Raw genomic sequence first — 24009 nt, forward strand, 5'->3', positions numbered from 1 at the left:
CTTACTCAGCCACGTCGAGCCCCCGCTCGATCATGCCTTCGACATACGCGCGCAGATACTGCTCCAGCGCGGGACCGGACAGCACATTGGCCGTCAGCGCGCCGTGCGGCGAGCCTTTCAGCACGCCAGCATGGTACACGCGCGCAATCCAGGCCACGTCCGCGCCCTGGGTGTAATCGAGTTCATAGTCAAACGATTCTCCGCTGACTTTGCGTGTGTAGACTTCCTTGACAATTGCCATCTAAAACAGCCTTTCTTGACGAAATTAACTGGGATGCGGGTGCGGCACGGGATCGTCCTGCGGCACCGGGTGCACGGGCCCCGGGTGGCGCCCGGGCGCTTCTTGCGGCTCCGGCGCCGGCATGGGTTCATCGACGGGCGCCGGGTCGGGCGCGCGGTGGGCGTGGATGACGGTCATGGCTGGCCTCCCTGCAGACAAAGGAAGACCATACCACGAGATGCGCGCCGCCGCCCTTATTTGCCGGCCGGCTTGACGTCGGCGGCTGGCGGCGCCGCGTTCTTCACATATTTCTCCAGCCAGTTGTTGCTTTCATACAGCATCTGCATGATCGATTCGCGCGCGCGGTAGCCGTGGCTCTCGTTCGGCAGCATCACCAGGCGCGCCGTGCCGCCCAGTCCCTTGACGGCCTGGAACATGCGCTCGCTCTGGATGGGGAAGGTGCCCGAGTTGTTGTCCTGCTCGCCATGGATCATCAGCAGCGCATCCTTGATCTTGTCCGCATAATTGAACGGCGACATGGCCTGGTAGACGGCCGGCGCCTGCCAGAACGCGCGCTCTTCCGCCTGGAAGCCGAACGGCGTCAGGGTGCGGTTGTAGGCGCCGCTGCGGGCGATGCCGGCGCGGAACAGCCGCGTATGCGCCAGCAGATTGCCCGTCATGAAGGCGCCGTACGAGTGGCCGCCGATGGCGATGCGGTTGCGGTCCGACACGCCCCGGCGCACCACTTCGTCGACGGCCGCCTCGGCATCGGCCACCAGCTGTGGCAGGTAGGTGTCGTTCGGCTCCTGTTCGCCATTGCCGACGATGGGGAACGATGGATTGTCGAGCACGGCGTAACCCATGGACAGGAAGGCGGCCGGGCCCCAGTAGCTGACGGCATTGAATTTGTAGGGCGAGCCCTTGGTCTGGCTGGCGGCGCTGGCCGTCTTGAATTCCTGCGGATACGCCCACATCAGAGTCGGCAGCGGGCCGTCGCGCTTGACGTCGTAGTTCGGCGGCAGCATCAATGTCGCCGTCAAGTCCACGCCGTCGGCGCGCTTGTAGCGGATCAGCTCTTTCTGCACGTCCTTCAGTTGCGGCAGCGGATGGGGGAAATGCGTGAGGGCCGTCAATTGCGCCGCGCCCTGCTGTTTCAGGTTGCGCACATAGTAATTCGGCTGCTCGGTCGGCGATTCGCGCGTCGACAGCAGACGGCTGCCATCCTCGTCCAGCACGGCCACCACGTTTTCATAGTAGGGCGCGGCGCTCTGGAACAGGCGTTCCTTCTGTTTCGTCGCCAGGTTCAGGCGGTCGATGAACGGGCGGTCGCCCTCCTTCGATGCGCCCTGGCCGTCGAGCAGGATGGAACCGTCAGCGGCGATGAGCAGGCGCGGCAAGCCGGCAGCGTCCGCGCGCATGACGGGCTGGCCCGGATCGTTGTAGCGATCCTCGAACGATCCCGCGTACACGAGGTCGGCCGGGGCGGCGGGTTGATCTGGCGCAATGCGCCACTGCTTGACGGCGCGCGTCTTGTACCACGCTTCGCTGAGCAGGGCCAGGTCGCCGCGGCCCCAGGCCACGCCCGCGTAGCGCGAAGCCAGCTTGGCCAGCACGGCCGGCTTGGCCGTGAACGGCGCCGCCTGCGTGTAGACGATGTCGCGGATCTCGGCCGCCTTGGCCGGGTCGCCGCCGTCCTGCGCTTCGGCCCACACCAGGGTGGCGGGCGCATCGACGCGCCAGCTGACGGAGCGCACGCCGGCGGACACGGCATCATTACCTGGCGGCAGCCCTTCCTCCAGCGGCAGGGCCGCCACCGCGTGTTCCACCTTGCCATTCAGGTCGCGCACGTCGATCTTGTGAGCGAAATCATGCGCCGGCACGATGTAGGAATACGGACGCACGATGCTGGTCGTCAGCAAGTGCTTGCCATCGGGCGAAGCCGACACGCGCGAGAACTGGCCCGGCTGGCCGACCAGGCGCTGCTTGCCCGCCACGTCCAGCAAGGCCAGCTGCACGGTGATGTAGTGTTCGAACAGCTGCGCATCCTGTTCGTTTTTCAGCAAGTCGGGATAGGTGCGCAATTGCTTGACGCCGCCGCCCGGCACGCTGTCCTGGATGGACGGGCCCGTCGGGATGCCGCTGGCAACGGGCGCCGCGCCCAGCTTGGCCGGCTTCAGCTGCACCAGCAAGGTCTTGCTGTCTGGCATCCAGGAAAAGCCGCGGCCATACACGGCCGACAGGGGGGGGCTGGACAGCTTGCGCGCCGCTTTCGTCTGCACGTCGAGCAGCCACAGTTCCACGCCCGACTCCTTCACTCCCCTGGCGGGATCGGCAAAGGCGATGTGCGTAAAGGCCAGGTAGCGCTGGTCGGGCGACCAGGCCAGGTCGGCGATGCGGGGCGCCGCCGGCAAGCCGCTGACCTTGATTTCCTTCTGCGTATCGATGTCGAGCAAGCCCAGTCCCGTGTGGAAACTGAAGCGGCTGGCCGAATACGTGCGCGGATTGATGCGCAAGCCCGCCAGCTTCAGTTCCGGCTGCGCCACTTCGCTGATGCTGGGCAAGGAGGGCGTGGGCAGCACGGCGGCCAGGTTGCGTTTCGGGCTCAGGCTCAGGGTCGGCGCGCGCGGCGCATCGACGATGGCTTGCAGGGGCGCGGGCGGGGCTTGATAAGCGCCATCTTGCGCCATGGCCAGGGAAGACGAGGCCATCAGGCCGACAGTGAGGGGAAGCAAAGGCAAACGAGTAGACATGGAACTCCAGTGTATGAAGGTGATGACAGCAAGCGAGCGCACCGCACCGCTCATGGCGGCGCTTTGTGACAGGGCATAGTGCGTTCATGCCAAGTAAATGTCAACCAACAACTTTTGCTGTTTGACAAGCATCGCCGCCCGTCCCCATCTGGCTTACAATCGCTGTTTTACCCGTACCCGATTGCCTACATGGAAACCACTACCCTCGCCCTGCTGTTCCTGGTCCCGCTGCTGGTCTGGCGCATCTATTCGCGCCTGAAGAAACTGGTGGCGCGCCAGAAGTCGCAGCTGTGGCGGCACTGGAGCGTGGCGATCGCCTTTCCCGCGCTGCTGCTGTTCCTGGCGACGACGACGAAATTCGAGCTGCTGCCCCTGTCCAGCCTGGGCGCGGCCGCGCTGGCCGGCGGCTGGCTCGGTGTGCTGGGCTTGAAGCTGACGCGCTTCGAGCAAGTCGGCAAGGATTTCTTTTTTACCCAGCACCGCTACCTGGGCCTGGCCATCACGATGCTGTTCATCGCCCGCTTGCTGTACCGCGGCATGGAAATCTACCTGAACACGCGCCTGGACGTGCCCGTGCCGCCGCCGCCGTTCGGCCAGAGCCCGCTGACCATGGCCGCCTACGGCCTCGTCATCGGCTACTACGCCGTGTATGCGTGGGGCCTGGTGCGCTGGCGCCAGCGCAACAAGCCCCTGCAAACCGCAGAGTAAGCCGGGTCAGTAGTACTGGCACAGGCCTTCGCAACTGGTCGCCGACAGCGCCTGGCGTATCGTCGCCAGCGCCGGTGCCAGGGCCGGATCGAGATCCTTGTCCGCATCGGCCAGACTGGTCAGCAGGCGCTCGCGCAAGGGCGGCGCCATCAGATTCGCGTTCGCCGTGGCGTGCTGCGCCGCCGCTTCCAGCATCCGCTGCTTTTGCGCCACGCTCCAGAACGGCACCTGCACGAACTGCACCACGCTCGTGTAAACAACGGCCGTGTTCTTGCTGAACGCCCGCGCGCGCAGACGCTCGGGCCCGCTCACCGCATCGGCCGGCTGGGCGCTGAATTCCCGCTCCATCAGCCCGATCAAATGGCCATGGCAATGCATGCTGAAAGCAAACAAGGTGCTCATTTCATCGCCATAATTGGCCAGGTTCCGCGTCACTTGTTCCTTGCGCGCCTGCTGCAGTTCGGCGCCGGACAGCGGCAACGGCCATGCGAGGCCAAACGCATAGTATGTTTTTCCCAGCCGCATGGCCTGCTCGCACACGGCCACGCTCTCGTTCACGTCCTGCAGCGCCGCGACGGGCGCCTGGAACAGGCGCGGACCGTCGGCGATCTGCGCAAACAGCTGTGCCACGGCAGGTTCGCCCAGGCGCGGCAAGCCGCTGTGCGGCGTCGCCTTGGCCATCCGCGCTTCCAGCTGGCCGCTGGCTTGCTGGAAATCGGTATAGCTGTCGGCCCAGGCGGCGGGCGCCACGAGGGCGGAGGAAAGGCAGAACAAGCGGGCGATGCGGCGCAGCGGCGGGGAAATCGACAGGGACATGGGATCAGGCGAACACTATTGGATAAGCAGCAATTATAGGCAATCTGTATCCATACTGCATCCAATCAGGCAATGATGGTGACGCGCGGCCAGCGCGCCGCATAATCCTTGCCGGCCAGGCGCCGCGCATAGCCGTCTTCGCTGATGCGCGCCGGGTTGCGCCGCACCACCATATTGAACAGGTCGTCGAGGCCGTGCGGCGCGACGATGCCGATCTCGCCGTCGCGCTGCAGATGGATGCCGACCGAGGTGGCAAACTCGGGCCAGGAAGCGATGGCGTCATCGAGCGACAGCAGGGGCGGCACGGCGTAGCCGAACTCTTCTTCGAACCACAGGTGCACCCTGGCCTGGTTGCACACTTCCCACGGCACGCCGGGCAGCGCCGTTTCCAGGCGCTGGTGCAGCCGCACCTCGCTTTCCGCAAGCACATCGTGCGCATCGAAATACGCCACGTCGACGTCGCTCAATGCCGACGGTTGCGCGTAGCCGTGCAAGGCATCCCACACGAGATTGCGCACGGCGCCGGCGCCGATGCAGCAGTGGGGCAAGCCCAGCTGCGCCACGGCTTGCAGCGCCTGCCGGCACCACGGCGTGGCGCCGGCGATGGCGCGCAGACGCGCGGCCAGCGCTTCCTGCGCACTCACGGCCGGATCTGCGGCGCCACCCCGTCGTTGCTCACCGTGCCTTCAACATTGCCGAAGTATACGTCCAGATCCTGCTTCGGACGGAAGTTGCGCAGCTTGACTTGCAAGGTGGTGGGATTGATTTTGGTGAACGTGCCGGGGAAGCACAGGCTGATCAGCTCGTCCGGTTTGCCCTTGATCAAGTTCAAGGTGAAATCCTCGATGCCATTCTTCCAGGTGTTGCCCGTCGTCAAAATGTACGAGACCCACACGGCGTTGACGAAACCGCTTTCGCCCTGCTGGGCCGCCAGGCGGTTCCACGTCTTGTAGAAGGCCCTGTCGCCGCAGTATTTCTTTTCGAACTCGTTGCCATCGCCCAGGTAGGAAGCGCCGGGGCCGGCCGCGACGAACGGCGCATATTGATGGCGCACGCGCACGACTTTACCGGCGGGAAATTTCTGCTGCCACAAGTAGATGACTTTCACGGTCCAGGCCGGCACCCATTCCTCGTCGTAGAGCTGGGCCAGCAAACCTTCGCGTATCATGATCTTGCTCTGCGCGGCCGTCAGCGGCGCCACCTTCTTGTCGAACGGCGTGTGCGACGGGAAATAGGCGATCTGCGCGTCGGACAGCCCCAGCTGGCGCAGCCGGGCCGTCACGTCCTCGGCGTCGAGCTTGGCCACGAACGTGGTTGTATAGTCCTTGCGCTTGCCATCCACGTCGACGGTAAACTGCTGTGGCTGGCCGTAATACGTGGGCGAGCCATGGTAGCCGGCAGAGTATTCGGGCAGCGGAAAGAAGATCGTCTCTTCCACGTCCTTCGCCGATTCATTGAGGAATTCGTACTCGACCTTGATCAAGTCCCTGCTCACGCTGAGCACTTCCTTTTTCATGGCGACGGCATCCGTCTTGCCGAACAGGATTCCCCCCGCGCCGACGGAACCGATGCCGTCGTTGGCCAGGGCTGGCGCCGAACACGCCAGCGCCAGGGCCGCGGCCAGAACGAGCTTGCGCACGGCCATCACGCCACCTTGCCCGGTGCGGGTTCGATGCGCCGCTGCAGCACGAAAATCGGTTGCGCCCATTGCGTATCCTTCTTTTTCTTGCTCGTGATCAAGGTCAGCTCCGAGGGATCGTAGACATCCGTGTTGTGCGTCAACGGCGTCGTCATCAGGTACTGCGCTTCCGTGTTTTTCAGGAATTCGCCGACCAGTTGAATATTGCGGATATCCAAATGGGCAAACGGTTCGTCGATGAAGACGAAGCCGCCGGAACCGTCTTCCGATTTCAGCAAGCCGATCAGGAGCACCAGCGACTTCATGACCTGCTGGCCGCCCGACGCTTCGCCATCGTTCATGCCGATGACGCCCTTGCCGTCGAATTTGAAGCGCACGTGCAAGCCCGCCTGCGACAGCTGCACGTCGTCGTTTTCCAGACGCACGGGGTCGGCATGGACTTCGATGCCGGCCAGCTCGCCCAGCTCCTTGATGTTCTTGCTGTAGGTCTTGATGGTGTAGCGCAAGCGCTCCATGTAGGCGCCGCGTGCATTGCCCGTCGCTTCGATGGCGCGGTTGTTCTGGTAGCGGCGCTCGTCCGTTTCCGACTGGCGGCCATGCAGCTGGTCCGACAGGCGGTGGTGCTGGTCGATGACGGTGGCGTCGAGTTCCCAGTCATCGCGCGCAAGGCTGTTTTGCAGGCTGGCCACGCGCAAGTCGACCTGGTGCGCATTCTGGTGCTCGGCCACGAGCGCGGCGCGGCGGGCGGGACGGCGCCAGCTTTTCGGCAGGTGGCGCCACGCATGGCGCAAGGCCAGCAAGGCGCGCGAATGCTCGGCGCGCTGTTCAATCTGCTTCTTGTAGCCAAGGCGCGAACCCGCTTCCGCCTCGGACAGGGCCAGGCGCGCGTTTTGCCATACGGTATCGGCACGCGTGCGCGCCACAGTGGCGTTCTTGGTGAGATTCTGCAACTCGCCCAGGCGGCCGCCCACTTCCAGGCGCTCTTCCTTCAAGGGCTTGGAATTGCGCAGCGCTTCGGCGAACTCTTCCTGGCGCGCACTGAGCTCCTTGGCCGCGTCGACGCCGGCGATGCGCGCTTTCAGGGCGCCCACTTCGGCCGCCAGCTTCGAAATCGCCAGGGTCAAGGTATCTTCCTGGCCTTCCAGGCCCGGCAGCGAGCGCAGCAGCGCTTCCAGACGGCCGCTGCGGCCGGCCTGACCGAAGCGGTAGCGCGACGCTTCCACGAACAGCGAGCGCCCGCCGCGGCGTTCGCGGTGGTACGCCTCGGGTGTGATCCACTCCTCGTGGTTGCCCAGTTTAAAGCCCGCTTCGACGGAATCGACGCGGGCAATGCGCGACAGCTGCTCGATCAGCCAGCTGGGCACGGGCGCGGAAAATTTCACCACCGCCAGCAAACTCTCGTCCTTCGCCACCGGCGCCGTGACCAGGTCCGGCACGATGAAGTGGCGGTAGCGTTCCTTCTCGGCCAGGCGGTAGGCAGCGGCCGCATCCTTGGCCTTGTCCAGCAAGACGACCGAGGCGTAACCGCCCAGTACGCCTTCGACGGCGCCCTGCCAGCGGCTGTCCGTCACTTCGACGATGTCCGACAGCATGGCGTGCGAAATCCCCGCGTCGCGCAGCGCACGGCGCATGCCGCGCACATTGTCCGGCTCCGGCATGGCCGTCTTGCCTTGCAGCGCGGCAATCGTTGCCTGTTCGCCCGCGATGCGCGCCGACAGGGCGTCGCGCTGCTGGCGCTGCTGCAGCAATTGCGCTTCCTTCTGCTCCAGCTGGGCCGCCACTTCGGCGATGTCGCTGCCCGAATCGGCCGCCAGCTTGTGCAATCGGTCCTTCTGTTCCAGCAGGCTGTCCAGCGGTTTCAGCTTGGCATTGATCAGGGACAAACGGCTCTGCAGGCCGATCGATTCCTGCTCCAGCAGAGTTTCATTCATCTGCGCGTCGGACAGGGCCTTCGCCTGCGCGGCCAGCGCATTGCGCTTGTCCGTCAGCTGCTGGTCCGCCTGCGCCATTGGTTTGCGCGCGTCGCGCAATTGCCGGCTGGCAATGGCCGCCTTTTCGCGCGCCTCGTGATACTGCAAGCTGGGCAGCACTTCTTCCAGCAGGTTGCGGCGTTCCTTATGTAAACCTTCCCACTGGTGGTAATTGGCCACGCGCAGGCGCAAGCCTTCCAGATTGGTCTTCGACGCTTCGAGTTCCGTTTCGAAGCGTTTCAGCTCCACTTCCGTATCGCGCTGGTGGCGCTTGGCTTCGTCGTAGGCGTCCAGCACTTCCTTGTCGCCAAACACCTGGAATACCAGGTCGAGCAGCTGGCGCGGCGCGTATTCGCACAGTTTGTCCGTCTCGCCCTGCTCCAGCGCCAGCACTTTCGACATGGCCGGCGACAGGCCCGCATTGGCCAGGCGCTTGCGGTAATTTTCCACGCCCAGCCAGTCGTTGGCGTCCGTGATGTCCTCGATCTGTACATTGCCCGGACGCATCAGATACTGGCGCTTCCAGTCGCCGCCATTCTTCTGGATCTGGCAAAACAGGGTCACTTCATCGTCGCTGAAGAAGCCCGAGCTGCGGAACGGGCGGTTCGACAGCTGCTTGCCCACGTTCTTGTTGTCGACCACGGCGCGCAGCCAGGCCGTCTGCTGGCCCGAGTGGCGCGCGTAGTGTTTATAGGTGCGGCCCATCGAGCAGTCGAGGCCGAACAGGGTGCGCAAGGCGTCGAGCAAGGTGGTCTTGCCGGAGCCATTCTGCCCCGCGATGGTGATGATCTTCGCGTCGAGCGGAATATTCTTGATGCGCTGCCAGTAATCCCAGTGCACCAGTTCAAGTGATTTGATATGAAACATGGGCGCTTTCAGTGAGGGAGGTCGGACGCGGGCTCGTCGCCCGCGTCGGGCAGGTCGCCGATGTCGGCGGACAGGTCGTCCGCTAGGTCGGCGTCGAGCAGTGAATCGCCGCTGACGGCCACCAGGCGTGCCGGCGCCCGCTTGAACACGTCGGCCAGGGCGCCGTTGATGATGCGCTCTTTCAAGACGTCCGTGTCCATCATCAGGTCCAGCAGCGGACCTTCCAGGATGACATCGCCGCGCCGTTCGATGAAGCCCAGCTTGGCCAGGGTGCCCAGATTCATGTCCATGCGCGTCTTCTTGCCCAGCTTGTCGCCGAAGTCGGACAGCAGCGCCTTGTAGGAAATGCCGATCGACGCATCTTCCGCGCGCGGCAGCGGTTTTTCCGTGCCGAACATATCGTTCTGGTCGTCATCCGCGTGCTGGTGCGTTTCCTGGCGTTCGCGCTTGGGCAGGATGATCTGCGCCCACAGCACCACCAGCAAGGCCACGCCATCGCGCGCCAGACCGAAATTATTGTTTTGCCACACGTCGCGCGCGCCGAAGATCTTCGGCTCGATGGTGCGCGTCAGGGCCAAAGTCACATGGTCGGCATATACATTGTCGAGCAGTTTCAAGCCGCAGGCCAGCAGGCGCGCATCGATTTCGGCGCGGAACAGCTCGTCGGACAGCACGCGCTTGACGAGCTTGTCGTCGCGGCGCAGGGTTTGATGCGTGAGCAGGCGCGCAATCAGGATTTGGGAATCGTCATTCATCGGCTGTGCCGCTATCTAAATCAAGTGAAACATTCAGTGAAAGCGAGGCGATCGACATGGCCGCCACGTGGGGGTCGGACAGTTGGACCATCTCGTCGGTCGGTGTAAAGGTGATCGGCAAGCGGGCCAGTTCGGCCGTCGAGCCTTGCAAGCTCGCTTCGGACACGTCGCCGAGCAGCGGCAGCATCGAGGCGCGGTAGGACGCCACGGCAAAGCTGGCCGGCAGCAGCGAATCCTGCACGGGTACCGATTTCGGCCCTTCTTCACCGATGCTGGGGAAATTGCCCAGGCTGGCGAAGTTCGACAGGCGTTCGAGCAAATCGTCGAGTTCAAGCTGCATGGCGGGACCGTCGCTGATGGTGGTGGGCGCGTCCTCTCCGCTGGGCAGGCCCGTGTTGATGACGCCTGCCGCCCGCTCGGACAGCAGTTCCGTTTCCGCCACGTCGATCATTTCGGCCGGCGTGGAGAACAAGGGGACGACGGGCTGGTCGATGGCGCCTTCGGCCAGGCTGGCCAGGTCGTCGTGCAGCAGGAGCCAGCGCTTGATGTCCGTGGTCGACAGGCCCGACTGGCCCAGGTGCACGCGCTGGCGCTCGATCTGGTTCAGAGCGCGCGAAAACATGCCTTGCATGTTGAGCAATTTACTTTGCGCGCGGCCGATCGCCTGCGCCGCCTTGTGCGTGGCGCTGTCCGCATTTTCATCGGAGGTGATGGCCACGAGGATTTCCGAGCCTTTTTCCACCCAGTCGCAAGCCATGTTCCACTTCGCCTGCGCCGTGCGCAGCCGGAATTCGGAGCCGGAAGCGATGGCGTCGGAAAACTCTTCCGTCAAGTCGACCAGCCGCCCCAGCAGATGCTGAAGTTGCTCAACGGACACGCCGCCGACGGCTTGCGCGCCCGCCACCTGCGACAGCAAAAAGCCCATTTCCGCCTCGTCTTCCGTCTGGCCCAGGCCCAGCAGGCTGTCGATGGCCGACAGCACGTTGCGCGCCATGGGCGTGACGCGGTACACGCCCTGCTGCGCATCCCAGGCCAGCAACTGGTTCGAGCGCAGGCGCAGCAAGACCGTTTCCAGGCTTTCCGGCAACAGATAGGCCAGTTTCGTGTTGATATCGGCGCGCGTATAGGCGGACGTGGCGGCATCGGACGCCAGCTCGCGCAGCACCAGCAGACGCACCAGCACGCCATCGAAACCGCCGTGAAACAGGGCCGTAAACACTTGCAGCAAGGGCTGCGCCCGCTTCAAGTGAAAGACTTGCTCAATTTCATCGGCCGAAATATTGGGCTGGAAATGCGCCTGCAAGGAATCGTGATGCTCCTGCTCTGTCTGATTTGCATCCGTAGCCACGGCTGCACTTGCCATTATATCAATCATTCTTTTCCGGATGAGTGTTCAGCGGGCGGCGCGGCGGGCTAACGCAGCGCTGCGGGGCGGGGGCGTCAGTATATCAGTTCTGACATGCAATTCGACTTGTGGCCAGAGGCGCCAAGCCGGGGTCAGACCCGCCGGGTCTGACCCCAGCACTTGCTTTGGGGTAAGAAAATCGAGTACAGCCAAGCGCAAGCGCTTACTTCTTGACGATCTTCTGCAAGGTTTGCTCGACGTAATCGCCACCGTCCGCATCGGCGAATGTCACCTTGACGGGATACCATTCCAGCGACGGCGCCAGCCACAGGTCCACTTGCTGGCCCTTCTTGTCCGGCGGCGGCGCCTTGACCAGGTGGATGGCGGCGACCTCGCCCATGCCCGTGGCGACCGTCTCTTCCTTGACCACCTTGAAGGTCCACGGCTCGGCATCGTGCGCGCCGGCGACAAAGAACGCCCATTCCGAGCCGGCGACGAATTTCTCGGGCGCGGCGCGCGCCACGCTGGCCAGTTGCCAGACGGCACTGTTGCGGTCCTGTTCGCCGCCTTTCAGCGGATAGGTTTCATCGCCTTCGCCAAAGACGATGGTCTTGCTGTCGCGCTTGAAGGTGGTCGTCACGGCATCCTTGCGAAAGCGCTTTTCCACGAACTGGGCTGGCGCCAGGCCGAAATCGTCGACCGTGCCTTCGCTGCGCTGCTCGAGGATCTTGCCGAACAGGGCAGCCTTGGTTTCGGCCAGCAGCGAATACTTGCCGTCGCCCACGCGCCAGTTGCTGACCGATTCGCCGGACAGCCCGATGCCGCGCTGTTTGGCCTTGATCGAATACACGAGGTCGGCCGACGGCACCAGCTTGTACGGGCGCTTGATGGCGGGATGCTCCAGGGGGGCGTCGGCCATGGCGGGCGTGAGGGTGGCGGCCAGCAGGCTGGCGAGCAAAATGCGTTTCAAAGTAGTCATTTATTTTCCTGTAGCGTCATTGACGCGAATTTGGGTCACGGTTTGCGTGGTCAGCGCCCCGTTCGCTTCGGTATTGCGTATTTGTACCGGATACCACTGCATGGACGGCGCCAGCCAGATATCGAGCTGCGACGAATACGTGCCCGGCTTGGGCGGCCGGCGCAAGTGCCAGGTCACCAGGCGGCCCATCTTGGTATCGAGTTCTTCCTCGCCCACCAGCTGGAAGCGGAACACGGTCGCTTCCTTTTCCTCGCCGACGAGGATGTCGATATTGCCGGCCAGCTGGTTGACGTCGGCGCGGCCGATGGCGGCCAGCTGGAACGGCACCGTGGCCTTGTCCTGCGTCCCCTCCTGCCACGGCGCCGTCGCCGTCGTGGCCGAAAACGTGATGGCCTTGGCGTCGCGGTTGAAATGCGTGGCCGTTTGCGCGCGGCCCTTGCGTTTTTCCGTGGCCGTGACGGGCACGATGCCGCTGCCGTCGATCAGGCCCTCGCTGGTCAGCACCAGCAGGTTGATGCGCGTGATCAGCATGCTCAAGCCCACTTCCAGCTTCAGCTGATACGTGTCGCCCCGGTTGTCCCACGCCATGGCGGCCACGCCCTGCCACTTGGTGCCGTCCGCATCGCGCCGGTCCACGTGCAGGTCGAACTGGGCCGAGGCGGGCGCATTCGTCTTGTAGCGCCGCGCCTGCTCGACGGCCGGTGGCGGCGCGGGAGCCGGCGCGGGAACTTCCGCCACGGCCGGGACCGGCGCCGTGATGGCTGGCGCGCTGGCCGCCGGTGCCGCGGGCGTCACCGGGCCATCCGGCGCGTCGCTGGCGGGCGCCGTCAACTGCGCCGACTCGCTCGACGGCAGCTCCGTCGGCGGCGGTGGCGGCGGCAGGCGGGGCTCGGGCAAGGGCCGCAGCTTGGGCGGCGGTGGCGGCGTCACCGGCACGGGCCTGGGCGGCTCGGCGATCAGTGCCATACTGACCACCTGCGCAGGATCCTGCCCCAGCGGCACCATGCTGGCACGCGAGGTGAGCCACTCCAGCGCCACGTAATGCAGTGCGCCGATGACCGCGACAAACATGACGGTGCGGCGGCGCGGTGGCGAAAAGAAGGAGTCAGGCATCATAGGCCGTAGTGTACCGCTTTCACGCCGCTTCCCGCTTCTTGCCCGTGCTCAACTCCTGCTGTTTTATGTAAGAAAATGTTGACGGCTTTGCGTCAGTTGCAAGCTGATATCTGCTACGCTAGGCACATCCACCTACCAGGAGATTTCGCATGGCAAACCCGCAAATGCCCCAAATGCCGGGCGCAGCAGTTGTGACCGATACCCTCGACTTCGTCAAGAACCTGTGGGGCAGCATGAGCGTGCCCGGCATGGGCGTGCCCGGCATCACGGCGCCCACCATGTCGGTGGAAGAGCTGGACAAGAAAATCAACGACCTGAAAGCCGTCGAAGCCTGGCTGAACCTCAATACCAGCATGCTGCGCGGCAGTATCCAGGCATTGGAAGTGCAGCGCGGCACCATCGCCACCCTGAAATCGATGGGCGCATCCCTGGCGGCGGCCATCACCCAGCCCGGCGCCAGCGAGAAAACCGTGTTTGAATCCGTGCCCTACGCTTCCGCGTTTTTCCAGCAGGCCGCACCTGTACCTGAACCGAAACCGGCTCCCGCACCTGTGCCCGCGCCGGAACCGGCTGCGGCGGCGCCCGGCGATGCCGGCAGCCACGCGGCAGCCCAGCTGGCCAATCCAAGCGCATGGTGGAATTTGTTACAAGATCAGTTCAAGCAGGCCGTGTCGACAGCCATGTCGCCCGATGCCGCCAGCGCGGCAGCTGCCAGCTTTGGCGGTGGCGCGGCTGGAGCGACGGCCAAGCCGGCGGCCGGCAAATCCGCCAAGCCGGCAGAAGCAGGTACGGCAGCCAAGGCCAAAGCCCCGCTGCGCAAGGCGCCGGCAAAGCGCGCGGCACCCAAGTCCAAGGCGCCAGGCAAGGCCTAGCACGTCAAGCTGGCGATATGATCAGGCGATACGATGAATGCGGATCGCCTCGATCTGATTGTCGGCCTGGCGTTTTACGTCACCGATCGTGATCAGGCCTTCGTCGGCCAGCGCCTTGGCGTGCTCGTACGAAGACTGGAATGTTTCCAGCGTGTCTCCCTTGGCGGCGACCGGGCGTACCCAGGCAACGGCGCCAACTTTCATTTTTTTGTATACTTCATTGACCACATCACGCATAGTTTCTTCCTTATTGTTGTAGAGCAACTCAAGCACGGGCGAAACCGCGCTGGCCCCTAGTTTATCATCCGGCACGCTCGCGCACGGATTTTCCCCCTTTTTCCGCTACCGGCGGCGTTTTTTCCGCCACGTCGACGGCCGCTTCCGGCCCCGGCGGCGGCGTCAGCTGCACCAGCTGCTCCATCAATTGCGCGAAGCGCTGCTGCCCTGGTGCAATTTTGTCTACATACAACAACACTTCCATGGCTTCGGCCGCCAGGTCCGCCTGGTAACCGCGTTGTTCCAGGAAAGACACGATGATTTGCGCGGAATTGAACAGGATGCGCAGGTTGTTCGGCAGTTTTTCGCGCGCCGCGCGCATCCAGGCGACGGCTTCGTTGAGCTTGTCCGTCTTCCACAGCAGCACGCCCTTGTTCATCAAGTCCGACGCTTCCTTGCGCGAGGCGATGATCAGGCTGGTGCCCTCATCGCCCATCTTCGCCTTGTCGAAGATTTTCTGCACTTCGTCCTGCACCACCTGGTTGTCGTGGTTGTTCTTGACCACATAGCACAGCAGGCCGGCCGGCGCATCCTTGACGCCGACGGCGAACAGCAGGGTCGCCAGTTCCATGCAGATGCTTTTCTCGGGCCGCGCCGGGTCCTCGGCCAGCATGGCTTCGAGCTCGTCGCCGCACTTGCGCGCGCGCCGGTAATCGCCCGTTTCGTGGTGCACCATGCCTTCCGTGATCTTCGCGCGCAAGCCGATCTGCTCGGGCGAGAATTCGCGCTGCGCCAGCAGCAGCCACTGCAGCGCCTCCTTGGCATCCTTCTTCAATCCGCACACGCGCGCCAGTCCCAGGTAGGCGTCCGGCGTCTTCATGACGGAAAATTCCCCAATGGAAATACATTTGCGAAAAGCCTTTTCCGCCATGCTGACATTGCCTATTTTTAAGGCGGCGAGGCCCAGGTTGCGCTGGCGCGGCACGGAATTGGGCGACAGGCGCGCCGCCTTTTCCAGCACGCCGCACGCTTCCTCGTGCTGGCCCATCAGCTGGTAGGCGACGGCCATCTGGTCGTAGGCGTCGATGTAATACTTGTTTTCGACGATCACGCCCTGGAAGATCTGCCGCGCCGCCTCGTGCTCGCCGTTATTCATGCGGATCTTGCCCAGGCCCGCCCTGGCCCAGCTGTAATCGCGCTCGGCCAGCACTTTTTCGTACACGGCGCGGGCCTTTTCCGGCTCGCCGCTTTTCAGCAGCAAACTGGCCTTCATGCGCAGCAATTCCAGCTCGTGCAGCTTGTTGACTTCGATCTGCGCATCGCACAATTTGGCGGCGCGCAGATAATCCTTTTCCATGCAGGCCTGGTCGATTTCGCGGAATACCTGCTTCTTGTGCCACACGCGGTTCAGCCGCGTCAGCAGCACGCCTTCCGTGATCGGCTTGATCAAATAGGCGTCGGGCTGATGCTCGGCCGCGCCCATCACCGATTCCACGCTTTTTTCGGCCGACACCATCAGCCACACGCTCGATGGCGCCGTCAGGTTGCGCACGCGCGTCTCTTCCAGCACTTGCTGACCGTTCTTGCCTTCGCCCAGGTTGTAGTCGCACAGCACCACGTCGTAGCGCGTCTTGGCCAGCAGCTTCATGGCTTCGCCGCCGCTGGCCGCCTGGTCGATATGGCGCGCGCCCAGGTTGCGCAGCGATTCGCGCAGCAGGATGCGGATGCCGATGAAGTCGTCAACCAGCAGATAATGCTTGTCGGCCCAGTCGGTGCTGCCCGCTTCGGCGGCAGTGGCGTGGCTGTCTGTCGTCATGGTGTTCTCGCTCAGGGCAGGCGCAGGATGAAACAGCCGCCGCCCAGGGCGCCGCCATTTTCCAGGGCGATGCTGCCGCCCTGCCCCCGGTGCTTGTGCATCTTCGCCACTTCGCTGGAAAAATACAGGCCCAGGCCCGTGCTGTTGGTGGAAAAGTTCACGCCGGCGGCCATGCCATCCATGGCCGCGCTGCCCGCGTCGAGCAAGGCTTGCGAATAGCCGTCGCCATTGTCTTCCACGCGCAGCTCCAGCAAGCCATCGACCTCGCGCACCGACAGGCGGATCGTATCCTTCGTGTAGCGGATGGCGTTGTTGATGGCATGCGCCAGCACGCCGATGACCAGGTCTTCATCGAGGGTCCAGATCAGCTCCGGCGGGCAAACCGTCTCCAGGCCGATGCCTTTCGACGTCAGCAGGATCTTTTCCTGGTCCACCACCTGGTCGATGACCTGGCCCACCAGTTGCGGCTGCACGTCAAAGGGGTAGCCGGGCTTGCCCACTTCCTTGTACAGGGCCAGCAGCTGGATCAGGTTATCGTTGAGGCGCTTGGTCTGGTACAGCATCTGCGCCATCTGCAGGTAGGCGGGGTCGGCTTGCGGCGCGTCTTTCGCCTGCTCGGCCGCCAGCAGGGATTCCAGCGTGCCGCTGACGACGCTGATCGAGTTTTTCATGTCGTGCACGGTCGACGCCAGGAACAGGAAAAGCTCGGGCGAGCTGTGTTGATCTTCCACCGGATATCTCCTTGGGCGCCGGCGGCACGGCGCCGCAGCTTGAATATTGCCAAGGATAAATTATACCGCCAGCCTGCGGACGCCAGCCAGCCGCGCGCAAAGTCCGTGATCTGACGCAACAATGCCGCCCCGCTGGCGCCGGGGCGGCATCATATTGACAAGCTGACAAGATCAGCGGCGCGCGCCCGCCAGGCGTTGCACCACGACGATCATGCGGTCGATTTCCTCATACGTGTTGTAGAAGGCGAACGATGGCCGCACGGTCGCTTCCACGCCGAAGCGGCGCAGGATCGGCTGGGCGCAATGGTGGCCCGAGCGCACGGCGATGCCCTCGTCGTTCAGGGCGCGCCCCACTTCCGCCGGCTCGTAGCCGGCCAGCACGAACGACGCCACGCTGGCCTTCTCGAACGCCGTGCCGATCAGGCGCACGCCGGGAATCGCTTGCAACTGGTGCGTGGCGTATTCCAGCAGCGCGTGCTCGTAGGCGGCGATGTTCTCCAGGCCGATGCGCTGGACGTAATCGATGGCCGCGCCCAGTCCCACGGCATCAGCGATATTGCCCGTGCCCGCCTCGAAACGGTTCGGCACGCCCTGGTAGACGGTGCGCTCGAACGTCACGTCGGCAATCATGTTGCCGCCGCCCTGCCACGGCGGCAATTGCTCGAGCAAGTCCGCCTTGCCATACACGGCGCCGATGCCCGTCGGACCGAACACCTTATGCCCCGAGAACACATAGAAATCGGCGCCGAGCGCCTGCACGTCCACGCGCAAATGCGACACGGCTTGCGCCCCGTCGACCAGCACGCGCACGCCGGCCGCATGCGCCAGCGCGATAATCTGCGCCACGGGCGTGACGGTGCCCAGCGCATTCGACACCTGCGTCACCGATACCAGTTTCGTGCGCCCGTTGAGCAGCTTGCGGAATTCATCGACGATGATCTGGCCGCTGTCATCGACGGGAATCACGCGCAGTGTGGCGCCCTTTTCCGCCGCCAGCTGCTGCCACGGCACGATATTGGCATGATGCTCGAGCTGCGAGACGATGATCTCGTCGCCGCTGCCGATGTACTTGCGCCCGAAGGTGTTGGCGATCAGATTGATGCCTTCCGTGGCGCCGCGCACGAAGATGATTTCATTGGGCGAGGCGGCGCCCAGAAAGCTCGCCACCTTGGCGCGTGCGGCCTCATACGCATCGCTGGCACGCGCCGCCAGCGCGTGGGCGGCGCGATGGATGTTCGAATTCTCGTGCGCATAGAAATACGACACGCGGTCGATCACCGACTGCGGCTTGTGCGTGGTGGCCGCATTGTCGAACCAGGCCAGCGGCTTGCCGTTGACCCGTTCGGCCAGCACGGGAAAGTCGCGCCGCACGGCGTGCACGTCGAACGGCGCGGGCGTTTTCCCGTGGCCCGGCTTGGTCCCCGCTGACTGCGCAGGCAGCTCGGTCTGGAAATAGAACGCGGGCGGGCTGATTGACGGCGTCACGGGCAGCTGGCGCACCGGTGCCTGCTGTGGCGTGGCAAACAGCCCTCTTAAATCATCGGGGGCCGATTGTCCCAGCCCCTGCTGCGCCAGGCCATCGAGCTTGCCATGCGACGCCGGATAGCCATGTGCGCCACCGATAAAATAATACGGCGATGGCGCACCGGGCGCATTGATCGCCGACAAGCGCGGCGTCGGCACGGAGGCGGGCGCCGGCGCAATCGGTGCTTCCAGTGGCGCCGTCACGGGCGGCACTTGCGCCGTCGCCACGCCGGGGGCGATGGCGGCAAACGATGGGCCGGGCTGCGGCGGCGGACGGTTCACATAGCGGGGCGCCGCATCGAGCACGCTGCCGGAACCACCGAGGCTGGGCGACTTGTCCAACGCGGGGGCCAACCCGGGCAAACGGGCAAAGAATTCACCGGCCAGGCGGTTCAGGGTCGCTTCGTCGGGTAAGAATGGGACGGCAGGCAAGCCCGCCGCGCCATCACTTGTAGGTGTCTGGGTAGTCATGGTATTTACCGATCTCCACGTCTTCCAGTACGGCCAGCGCATCGTCGGTCAGCACGGCCAGCGAGCAATACAGCGAAATCAGGTAGGACGAAATCGCGTGGCGGTTGATGCCCATGAACCGCACGGACAGGCCCGGGCTTTGCTCGCCCGCCAGGCCAGGCTGGAACAGGCCGATCACGCCCTGGCGCTGCTCGCCCGCGCGCAGCAGGATGATCTTCGTCTTGCCGTCTTCGATCGGCAGTTTGTCGGACGGCACCAGCGGCACGCCGCGCCACGTCAAGAACTGGGAGCCGAACAGGCTGACGGTGGGCGGCGGCACGCCGCGGCGCGTGCATTCGCGGCCAAAGGCGGCAATCGCCAGCGGATGGGCGAGGAAGAAGCCCGGCTCCTTCCACACTTTCGTCAGCAGTTCGTCGAGGTCGTCCGGCGTGGGCGCGCCCGTCAGGGTAAAGATGCGCTGGTCGTCGTGCACGCTGGCCAGCAGGCCGTAGTCGGGATTGTTGATCAATTCGCTTTCCTGGCGCTCCTTGATCGTCTCGATGGTCAGGCGCAGCTGCTCCTTGATCTGGTCGTGCGGGCTGCTGTACAGGTCCGACACGCGCGTGTGCACGTCGAGCACCGTGCTGACGGCATTGAGAAAATACTCGCGCGGCTGGTCGTCGTAGTCGACGAAGGTTTGCGGCAGTTCCGACTCGTCGCGCTGCGAGCAGGCCACGCGCACGTCCTTCGGGTTCTTCACGCGATTGAGGCGGTAGATACCCGCTTCCACGGGCAGCCATTGCAGCAGGTGCACCAGCCAGCGCGGCGTGATCGTGGATAACTGGGGGACGCTCTTGCTTGCATTGGCCAGCTGGCGCGCGGCGTTGTCGCCCAGCGCAAACTGGCTCTCTGTTGCTACTGTCATGACTACTCCTGATGAGAAAAGTGAATATGCTTATCTGAAAAACAAATAAAGTATCGGACGTCTCCTCTCTTCTCTCAACATGCTATCGCCATCATCGTGACGCTTGATCCACCCGATTTAATCCACCAGTTCCGGTTCGCAGCGCGCCATCAGTCCCGCCAGGCCGACGCCCAGCGCGATGGCCAGCTTTTCCACCGTCAGCAGCGATGGCGTGGCGGCACCCCGTTCGATTTCGCCGATGAACGAGCGGTTCAAGTCGGCCGCTTCGGCCAGCCGTTCCTGCGACCAGCCATGCCCTTCGCGCAACTGGCGCACGGCCAGTCCAAACTGTTTGATCAACATGCTGTCCTCATGGGTGGTGGGCAAAGGCGGGGTGGGATGGCGCCGGCGATTCCGGCGCCTCCTGCTGGTTATGCGCTTGCGTGACATGGCTGCCGGGCGCCACGCTGCGGGTCAGCCAGACATTGCCGCCGATGACGGAGCCCTGGCCGATGGTCACCCGTCCCAGAATCGTCGCGCCCGCATAGATGACCACGTCGTCCTGCACGATGGGATGGCGCGCCAGTCCCTTTTTCAGCACGCCGTCGGCGCCGGCGGGAAAGCGCTTGGCGCCCAGGGTGACGGCCTGGTAGATGCGCACCCGGTCGCCGATGATGGCCGTCTCGCCGATCACCACGCCCGTGCCATGGTCGATGAAAAAGCTGCTGCCGATGACGGCGCCCGGGTGGATGTCGATGCCCGTCTGCGAATGGGCCACTTCGGCGATGATGCGCGCCACCAGCGGCGCGCCGAGCGCATACAAGGTGTGCGCCAGGCGGTAATGGATGATGGCCAGGATGCCCGGATAGCACAGCAGCACTTCATCGACGCTGTGCGCGGCCGGGTCGCCCTGGAAGGCGGCCGCCACGTCCGTGTCGAGCCGGGCGCGGATGCGCGGCAGCGCGCGGGCGAAGCGTTGCACGATGGCCAGCGCCTGCTGTTCGATGGAGACCGTCTGCTGCAAGCCGTGCTGACGCGCGTGGTAACTGAGTTCGCGCCGCACCTGTTCGTGCAGGCCCGTCAAGGTCGTGTCGAGCGTGTGGCCGACAAAAAAATCCTCGCTCTCCTGCTGCAGGTCGAGGGGACCCAGGCGCATCGGGAACAGGGCCGCGCACAGGGCGCCAACGATGTCGCGCAGATGCTGGCGCGACGGGAATTCGCGCGCGCCGCACTCCTGGCTGCTGGCCAGCCCCTCGCGCCACTGCGCGCGCACGGCGCGCAATTCATCGACGATCTGGCGCAGTTCCCATTGCGGCTGCGCGGCAAGGGAGGCCGGGGGAATGGCTTGCTGGTTCATGGTGGTCCCGGGAAGAGGTTTAATCTTGCTGCCAAGGCAGCGCATGCCAGCGCCAGCCGCCGCTGTGGCCGCGCTGCTGCTGCGCGTCGAGGTCGCCTTCGAAGCCTTGCGCAATATTGAAGACGTGCTTGAAACCCGCCTTGGCCGCCGCTTCGGCGGCTGCGGCCGAGCGCTTGCCGCTGCGGCACAGCAGCACCACGACGGCATCCTTGCCGCCCGCCTTCGCTTCCAGCTCGCGGGTAAAGCGGGGGTTGCGGTTCATGGCCGTGCCGGTCGCCCACGCCACATGCAGCGAGGCGGGCACGTAGCCGACGAAAGTACGTTCTTCGTTGGTGCGCACGTCGACCAGCACGGCTTTGCCGGCCTGCACCAGCTGCCACGCATCCTGCGCGCTGACGATGCCCGCATACGGCAAGCCCTGCGCCTGCGCCTGGGCGCGCGCGTTATTCAGTACTTCGTCAAACGCCGCCTCGCCGTGCGCGGCGCGGGGATCGAAAATCAGTTCTGCAGCAGCCATCGTTCCACCTCTTTATTCCGTCGTCAAAAACCAGCACGAGTCCACTGTAGCGAACTTATGTTGTTCGGAAAACAAATTAAAAAGAGTTTAGAAAGCTGAAAAACAGATATGGGGACTACGCGCGGAGCGTCCGCATAGGGGCTCAGACCCTCACGCGCGTTGGCGCCAGGCTTTGCGTCAGCTGTGTTGGGGGTCTGCCCCCAGCCCTCGCCTGCTCTGCGCCAACGCTCAACCAGCGCGGCGGCGTTCGCGAAGTAAAAAACGGGCTGGATCAAGCGCCTCTGCCAACTGACGTTCCAGCGGCAACGGCTCCCCCTCCAGCTGACACGCCAGCAGCTCGGCCGCCAGCGGTGCCCAGATCAGGCCGCGCGAGGCGTAACCGAGCAGACCAAACAGGCCGGGCCAGCGCGGCACGTCGCGCAGGCGCTCGCAACGGCCCGGTATGCCGGGGTCGGGCAAGGCGCCGGCCAGCGGCAAGCGGTCCGGCGCCACGCAGCGAAAGCCCGTGCGCCCGGCCAGCGGCGCGTCGAACGGGGCGACGTCCAGGATGTCGGCGATCTTCGCGATATTTTCCTGCTGGCTCGATGGGCGCAGCTTGGCGTCCGCGTCCGCGTCGTAGCTGGCGCCCACGCAGACGACGCCCTGGTGCGCCGGCGTCATGTAGGCTTCGCGGCAGACGACGAACGGCAACGAGGGCAAGCTGCCTGCGGCCAGGTGCGTGACCTGGCCGCGCACGGCATCGAGCGGCAGTCCGGCCGCCTGTTCAAAGGCTACGGCGCCCGTGCCGGCCGCCAGGATGACGGTGGGTGCCGCCGCGATCAGGGTACCGTCCGCATCGCGCACCAGCCATTCGCCGTCGCCACGTTCCAGGCGCAGGGCGCTGCTGGAAAAGCACCGCGTAAGCAAGGCGCCGCAGGCGTCCAGCATGGCCGCGCACACGGAAGACGGGCGCGCCCAGCCGCCCTGCTCGAACCACCAGGCGCCATCGGGCGCCGGCGCGCCCAGCATGGCGCTCGCCTCGGGCGCTTCCAGCCAGCGGGCGAATTCACGCGGATACAGGCCGCTGGCGGCGATCTGCCGCTGCACGTACGCGTGTTCCGCATCGCGCGCCAGCTGCAGCACACTGCATTGCGCACCTTCGATGGCGGTGCCGATGCCGCCCAGATCTTGCCAGTAGCGCAGCGAGTACAGGTAGGCGGCGCGCACCAGGCGCGTGGCGATATTGTCGTCCTTCGACATCAGCGGCATGAAGATGCCGGCCAGGTTGCCCGACGCTTCGCTGGCCGGCTGCGCGTGGCGTTCGATCAAGGTCACCTTCCAGCCGCGCGCGGCCAGCCGCTCGCAGGCGGCCGCGCCGGCCACGCCCGCGCCGATGACGATGGCGCGCCGCTCGGGCGCCACGGTGGCCACGCTGTCACTGCGGCGCGCATAGAACACGGCGCGCAAACGGCTCTCGTCAAATACAAAACCATGCTGTTGCAGGGCCGCGCGCTGCGCTTCCTCCAAGTGCACGGCTTGCAGGCGGGCGCCATCGGCCATCAGGCGCGCCAGCACCGGCGTGGCCGCCGGCACCCAGGCCAGGTGCACTTCATCGACGCGCGCCGACAATTGCGCCAGGCAGGCATCGGGCTCGCCGATCAGCACGTCGAGTGTGACGAGGCCGTCGCGCGCGACCATGCGGTGCAGGCCAGGCACGCAGGGCGGCCATTGCGTGCGCCACTCCTCGGGCAAGTGGCTGGCGTCGACGGGACGCGGCGCCAGCGCGATGTAGTGCAGGCGGCGACCGCCATGCGCGGCGCAGGCGGCGCGCAGGCGGGCGCCGTCAAAATCCGTGTCGAGCAGGACCAGCGCGCGGCGCATCAGCGCCCCGCGCGGCAAAAACAGGCGGGCGCATGGTCGTTGACCATGCCGATGCCCTGCATGTAGGCGTAGATGATGGTCGAGCCGACGAACTTGAAGCCCCGCTTGAGCAAGTCTTTCGACAGTGTGTCGGACAGGGCCGTCTTGGCGGGAAACTCGCCCGGCTGCCAGCTGTTGACGATGGGCTGGCCATCGACGTATGCCCACAAAAAGCTGTCCAGGGTCTGGCCCTCCGCGCGCAGGCGCAAATAGGCTTGCGCATTCGTGATGGCGGCCGCCACCTTCAGGCGGTTGCGCACGATGCCGGGGTCCGCCAGCAGCTGCGCCACCTTGTCAGGGCCATACGCGGCGATCTTTTCCGCATCCCAGTCATCGAAAGCGGCGCGGTAGGTGTCGCGCTTGTTGAGGATGGTTTCCCAGCTCAGGCCCGCCTGCGCCCCTTCCAGGTTCAGCATCTCGAACAGCCGGCGCTCGTCGTGGCAGGGCACGCCCCACTCCGTGTCGTGATACGCAAGGTAGCGGGGATTGGCCGGATTGGCCCAGGAGCAGCGGGTAATGGTCATGGTCGTCGTCTTCATGTGCAGGCAAGTCCCAGTA

General features: G+C 64.8%; 23 protein-coding genes. 2 read left to right on the forward strand and 21 right to left on the reverse strand.

Going from position 1 to position 24009, the window contains the following annotated elements; all coding sequences use genetic code 11:
* Nucleotide 1: 1 nt before the first annotated feature.
* From AC0V2Y_RS08450 to AC0V2Y_RS08460, 3 genes are read right to left on the reverse strand one after another with little or no spacing between them, the layout of a single operon-like run.
* Nucleotides 2–241, reverse strand: a complete 240-nt coding sequence (locus tag AC0V2Y_RS08450; RefSeq protein WP_475417179.1) for a hypothetical protein — start codon at nucleotides 239–241, stop codon at nucleotides 2–4.
* 24 nt (nucleotides 242–265) lie between these two features.
* Nucleotides 266–418, reverse strand: coding sequence for a hypothetical protein (locus AC0V2Y_RS08455; protein WP_162995534.1), 153 nt, complete (start codon nucleotides 416–418; stop codon nucleotides 266–268).
* Nucleotides 419–474: 56 nt separating this feature from the next.
* On the reverse strand, nucleotides 475–2970 hold the full coding sequence (locus tag AC0V2Y_RS08460; protein ID WP_475417178.1) for an alpha/beta hydrolase family protein: 2496 nt from the start codon (nucleotides 2968–2970) through the stop codon (nucleotides 475–477).
* Between the two features lie 189 nt (nucleotides 2971–3159).
* Here AC0V2Y_RS08460 and AC0V2Y_RS08465 point away from each other — a divergent pair, with 189 nt between their 5' ends.
* Nucleotides 3160–3678: a CcdC protein domain-containing protein gene (locus AC0V2Y_RS08465; RefSeq protein WP_475417177.1), complete on the forward strand. Its 519-nt coding sequence runs from the start codon at nucleotides 3160–3162 to the stop codon at nucleotides 3676–3678.
* 6 nt (nucleotides 3679–3684) lie between these two features.
* On the opposite strand, the gene AC0V2Y_RS08470 is transcribed toward AC0V2Y_RS08465, so the two are convergent.
* The 8 genes from AC0V2Y_RS08470 to AC0V2Y_RS08505 form a co-directional block, all read right to left on the reverse strand.
* Nucleotides 3685–4494, reverse strand: coding sequence for a hypothetical protein (locus tag AC0V2Y_RS08470; protein WP_475417176.1), 810 nt, complete (start codon nucleotides 4492–4494; stop codon nucleotides 3685–3687).
* A 65-nt stretch (nucleotides 4495–4559) separates the two neighbouring features.
* Nucleotides 4560–5138, reverse strand: a complete 579-nt coding sequence (locus AC0V2Y_RS08475) for a nucleotidyltransferase family protein (protein WP_475417175.1) — start codon at nucleotides 5136–5138, stop codon at nucleotides 4560–4562.
* Nucleotides 5135–6133 (reverse strand): DUF4424 family protein, encoded by a 999-nt coding sequence (locus AC0V2Y_RS08480; protein WP_475417174.1) that lies wholly within the window; start codon nucleotides 6131–6133, stop codon nucleotides 5135–5137. The genes AC0V2Y_RS08475 and AC0V2Y_RS08480 overlap by 4 nt, the downstream gene beginning before the upstream one ends.
* A gap of 5 nt (nucleotides 6134–6138) precedes the next feature.
* The gene (locus AC0V2Y_RS08485; RefSeq protein WP_475417173.1) at nucleotides 6139–8970 is read right to left on the reverse strand and encodes an ATP-binding protein; all 2832 of its coding nucleotides are present in this window, start codon (nucleotides 8968–8970) and stop codon (nucleotides 6139–6141) included.
* Between the two features lie 8 nt (nucleotides 8971–8978).
* Nucleotides 8979–9725: a hypothetical protein gene (locus tag AC0V2Y_RS08490; protein ID WP_230523018.1), complete on the reverse strand. Its 747-nt coding sequence runs from the start codon at nucleotides 9723–9725 to the stop codon at nucleotides 8979–8981.
* Entirely contained in the window at nucleotides 9718–11088 is a 1371-nt protein-coding gene (locus AC0V2Y_RS08495) for a hypothetical protein (RefSeq protein ID WP_139143209.1), read from the reverse strand. Before AC0V2Y_RS08495 ends, AC0V2Y_RS08490 begins: the two co-directional genes overlap by 8 nt.
* 205 nt (nucleotides 11089–11293) lie before the next feature.
* On the reverse strand, nucleotides 11294–12049 hold the full coding sequence (locus tag AC0V2Y_RS08500) for a DUF3108 domain-containing protein (RefSeq protein ID WP_475417172.1): 756 nt from the start codon (nucleotides 12047–12049) through the stop codon (nucleotides 11294–11296).
* A complete protein-coding gene (locus AC0V2Y_RS08505) occupies nucleotides 12050–13165 on the reverse strand; it encodes a DUF3108 domain-containing protein (RefSeq protein ID WP_475417171.1) in 1116 nt (371 codons plus the stop codon).
* A 149-nt stretch (nucleotides 13166–13314) separates the two neighbouring features.
* Here AC0V2Y_RS08505 and AC0V2Y_RS08510 point away from each other — a divergent pair, with 149 nt between their 5' ends.
* Nucleotides 13315–14037, forward strand: a complete 723-nt coding sequence (locus AC0V2Y_RS08510) for a PhaM family polyhydroxyalkanoate granule multifunctional regulatory protein (protein ID WP_475417170.1) — start codon at nucleotides 13315–13317, stop codon at nucleotides 14035–14037.
* A 21-nt stretch (nucleotides 14038–14058) separates the two neighbouring features.
* Here AC0V2Y_RS08510 and AC0V2Y_RS08515 read toward each other — a convergent pair whose 3' ends face one another.
* From AC0V2Y_RS08515 to AC0V2Y_RS08560, 10 genes are all read right to left on the reverse strand, one after another.
* Nucleotides 14059–14310: a hypothetical protein gene (locus AC0V2Y_RS08515; protein ID WP_475417169.1), complete on the reverse strand. Its 252-nt coding sequence runs from the start codon at nucleotides 14308–14310 to the stop codon at nucleotides 14059–14061.
* Nucleotides 14311–14338: 28 nt separating this feature from the next.
* The gene (locus AC0V2Y_RS08520) at nucleotides 14339–16069 is read right to left on the reverse strand and encodes a response regulator (RefSeq protein WP_475417168.1); all 1731 of its coding nucleotides are present in this window, start codon (nucleotides 16067–16069) and stop codon (nucleotides 14339–14341) included.
* An 11-nt stretch (nucleotides 16070–16080) separates the two neighbouring features.
* Nucleotides 16081–16800 carry a sensor histidine kinase gene (locus AC0V2Y_RS08525; RefSeq protein ID WP_475417167.1) on the reverse strand — a complete coding sequence of 240 codons (720 nt, stop codon included), beginning with the start codon at nucleotides 16798–16800 and terminating at the stop codon, nucleotides 16081–16083.
* Between the two features lie 171 nt (nucleotides 16801–16971).
* On the reverse strand, nucleotides 16972–18795 hold the full coding sequence (locus tag AC0V2Y_RS08530; protein WP_475417166.1) for a family 2A encapsulin nanocompartment cargo protein cysteine desulfurase: 1824 nt from the start codon (nucleotides 18793–18795) through the stop codon (nucleotides 16972–16974).
* On the reverse strand, nucleotides 18770–19699 hold the full coding sequence (locus AC0V2Y_RS08535) for a family 2A encapsulin nanocompartment shell protein (protein WP_070221598.1): 930 nt from the start codon (nucleotides 19697–19699) through the stop codon (nucleotides 18770–18772). The genes AC0V2Y_RS08530 and AC0V2Y_RS08535 overlap by 26 nt, the downstream gene beginning before the upstream one ends.
* Nucleotides 19700–19816: 117 nt before the next feature.
* The gene (locus AC0V2Y_RS08540; protein ID WP_086147172.1) at nucleotides 19817–20041 is read right to left on the reverse strand and encodes a helix-turn-helix domain-containing protein; all 225 of its coding nucleotides are present in this window, start codon (nucleotides 20039–20041) and stop codon (nucleotides 19817–19819) included.
* Nucleotides 20042–20048: 7 nt separating this feature from the next.
* On the reverse strand, nucleotides 20049–21035 hold the full coding sequence (gene epsC, locus AC0V2Y_RS08545; protein WP_475417165.1) for a serine O-acetyltransferase EpsC: 987 nt from the start codon (nucleotides 21033–21035) through the stop codon (nucleotides 20049–20051).
* Nucleotides 21036–21054: 19 nt separating this feature from the next.
* A complete protein-coding gene (locus AC0V2Y_RS08550; protein WP_475417164.1) occupies nucleotides 21055–21552 on the reverse strand; it encodes a rhodanese-like domain-containing protein in 498 nt (165 codons plus the stop codon).
* A gap of 228 nt (nucleotides 21553–21780) precedes the next feature.
* Nucleotides 21781–23412 carry an FAD-dependent 5-carboxymethylaminomethyl-2-thiouridine(34) oxidoreductase MnmC1 gene (gene mnmC1 / locus AC0V2Y_RS08555; RefSeq protein WP_475417163.1) on the reverse strand — a complete coding sequence of 544 codons (1632 nt, stop codon included), beginning with the start codon at nucleotides 23410–23412 and terminating at the stop codon, nucleotides 21781–21783.
* Nucleotides 23412–23975 (reverse strand): DNA-3-methyladenine glycosylase I, encoded by a 564-nt coding sequence (locus tag AC0V2Y_RS08560; RefSeq protein ID WP_475417162.1) that lies wholly within the window; start codon nucleotides 23973–23975, stop codon nucleotides 23412–23414. The genes mnmC1 and AC0V2Y_RS08560 overlap by 1 nt, the downstream gene beginning before the upstream one ends.
* Between the last annotated feature and the right edge of the window lie 34 nt (nucleotides 23976–24009).

The organism is Janthinobacterium sp. BHSEK, from assembly GCF_056174685.1.

Bases quoted from the DNA above. Each gene is read 5' to 3' on its own strand.
- mnmC1 (WP_475417163.1), bottom strand. From the start codon at position 23,412: ATGCGCCGCGCGCTGGTCCTGCTCGACACGGATTTTGACGGCGCCCGC.
- AC0V2Y_RS08455 (WP_162995534.1), bottom strand. From the start codon at position 418: ATGACCGTCATCCACGCCCACCGCGCGCCCGACCCGGCGCCCGTCGAT.
- AC0V2Y_RS08540 (WP_086147172.1), bottom strand. From the start codon at position 20,041: ATGTTGATCAAACAGTTTGGACTGGCCGTGCGCCAGTTGCGCGAAGGG.
- AC0V2Y_RS08470 (WP_475417176.1), bottom strand. From the start codon at position 4,494: ATGTCCCTGTCGATTTCCCCGCCGCTGCGCCGCATCGCCCGCTTGTTC.
- AC0V2Y_RS08550 (WP_475417164.1), bottom strand. From the start codon at position 21,552: ATGGCTGCTGCAGAACTGATTTTCGATCCCCGCGCCGCGCACGGCGAG.
- AC0V2Y_RS08530 (WP_475417166.1), bottom strand. From the start codon at position 18,795: ATGACTACCCAGACACCTACAAGTGATGGCGCGGCGGGCTTGCCTGCC.
- AC0V2Y_RS08495 (WP_139143209.1), bottom strand. From the start codon at position 11,088: ATGGCAAGTGCAGCCGTGGCTACGGATGCAAATCAGACAGAGCAGGAG.
- AC0V2Y_RS08510 (WP_475417170.1), top strand. From the start codon at position 13,315: ATGGCAAACCCGCAAATGCCCCAAATGCCGGGCGCAGCAGTTGTGACC.
- AC0V2Y_RS08465 (WP_475417177.1), top strand. From the start codon at position 3,160: ATGGAAACCACTACCCTCGCCCTGCTGTTCCTGGTCCCGCTGCTGGTC.
- AC0V2Y_RS08450 (WP_475417179.1), bottom strand. From the start codon at position 241: ATGGCAATTGTCAAGGAAGTCTACACACGCAAAGTCAGCGGAGAATCG.
- AC0V2Y_RS08560 (WP_475417162.1), bottom strand. From the start codon at position 23,975: ATGACCATTACCCGCTGCTCCTGGGCCAATCCGGCCAATCCCCGCTAC.
- AC0V2Y_RS08490 (WP_230523018.1), bottom strand. From the start codon at position 9,725: ATGAATGACGATTCCCAAATCCTGATTGCGCGCCTGCTCACGCATCAA.
- AC0V2Y_RS08535 (WP_070221598.1), bottom strand. From the start codon at position 19,699: ATGACAGTAGCAACAGAGAGCCAGTTTGCGCTGGGCGACAACGCCGCG.
- AC0V2Y_RS08505 (WP_475417171.1), bottom strand. From the start codon at position 13,165: ATGATGCCTGACTCCTTCTTTTCGCCACCGCGCCGCCGCACCGTCATG.
- AC0V2Y_RS08460 (WP_475417178.1), bottom strand. From the start codon at position 2,970: ATGTCTACTCGTTTGCCTTTGCTTCCCCTCACTGTCGGCCTGATGGCC.
- epsC (WP_475417165.1), bottom strand. From the start codon at position 21,035: ATGAACCAGCAAGCCATTCCCCCGGCCTCCCTTGCCGCGCAGCCGCAA.
- AC0V2Y_RS08520 (WP_475417168.1), bottom strand. From the start codon at position 16,069: ATGACGACAGACAGCCACGCCACTGCCGCCGAAGCGGGCAGCACCGAC.
- AC0V2Y_RS08485 (WP_475417173.1), bottom strand. From the start codon at position 8,970: ATGTTTCATATCAAATCACTTGAACTGGTGCACTGGGATTACTGGCAG.
- AC0V2Y_RS08500 (WP_475417172.1), bottom strand. From the start codon at position 12,049: ATGACTACTTTGAAACGCATTTTGCTCGCCAGCCTGCTGGCCGCCACC.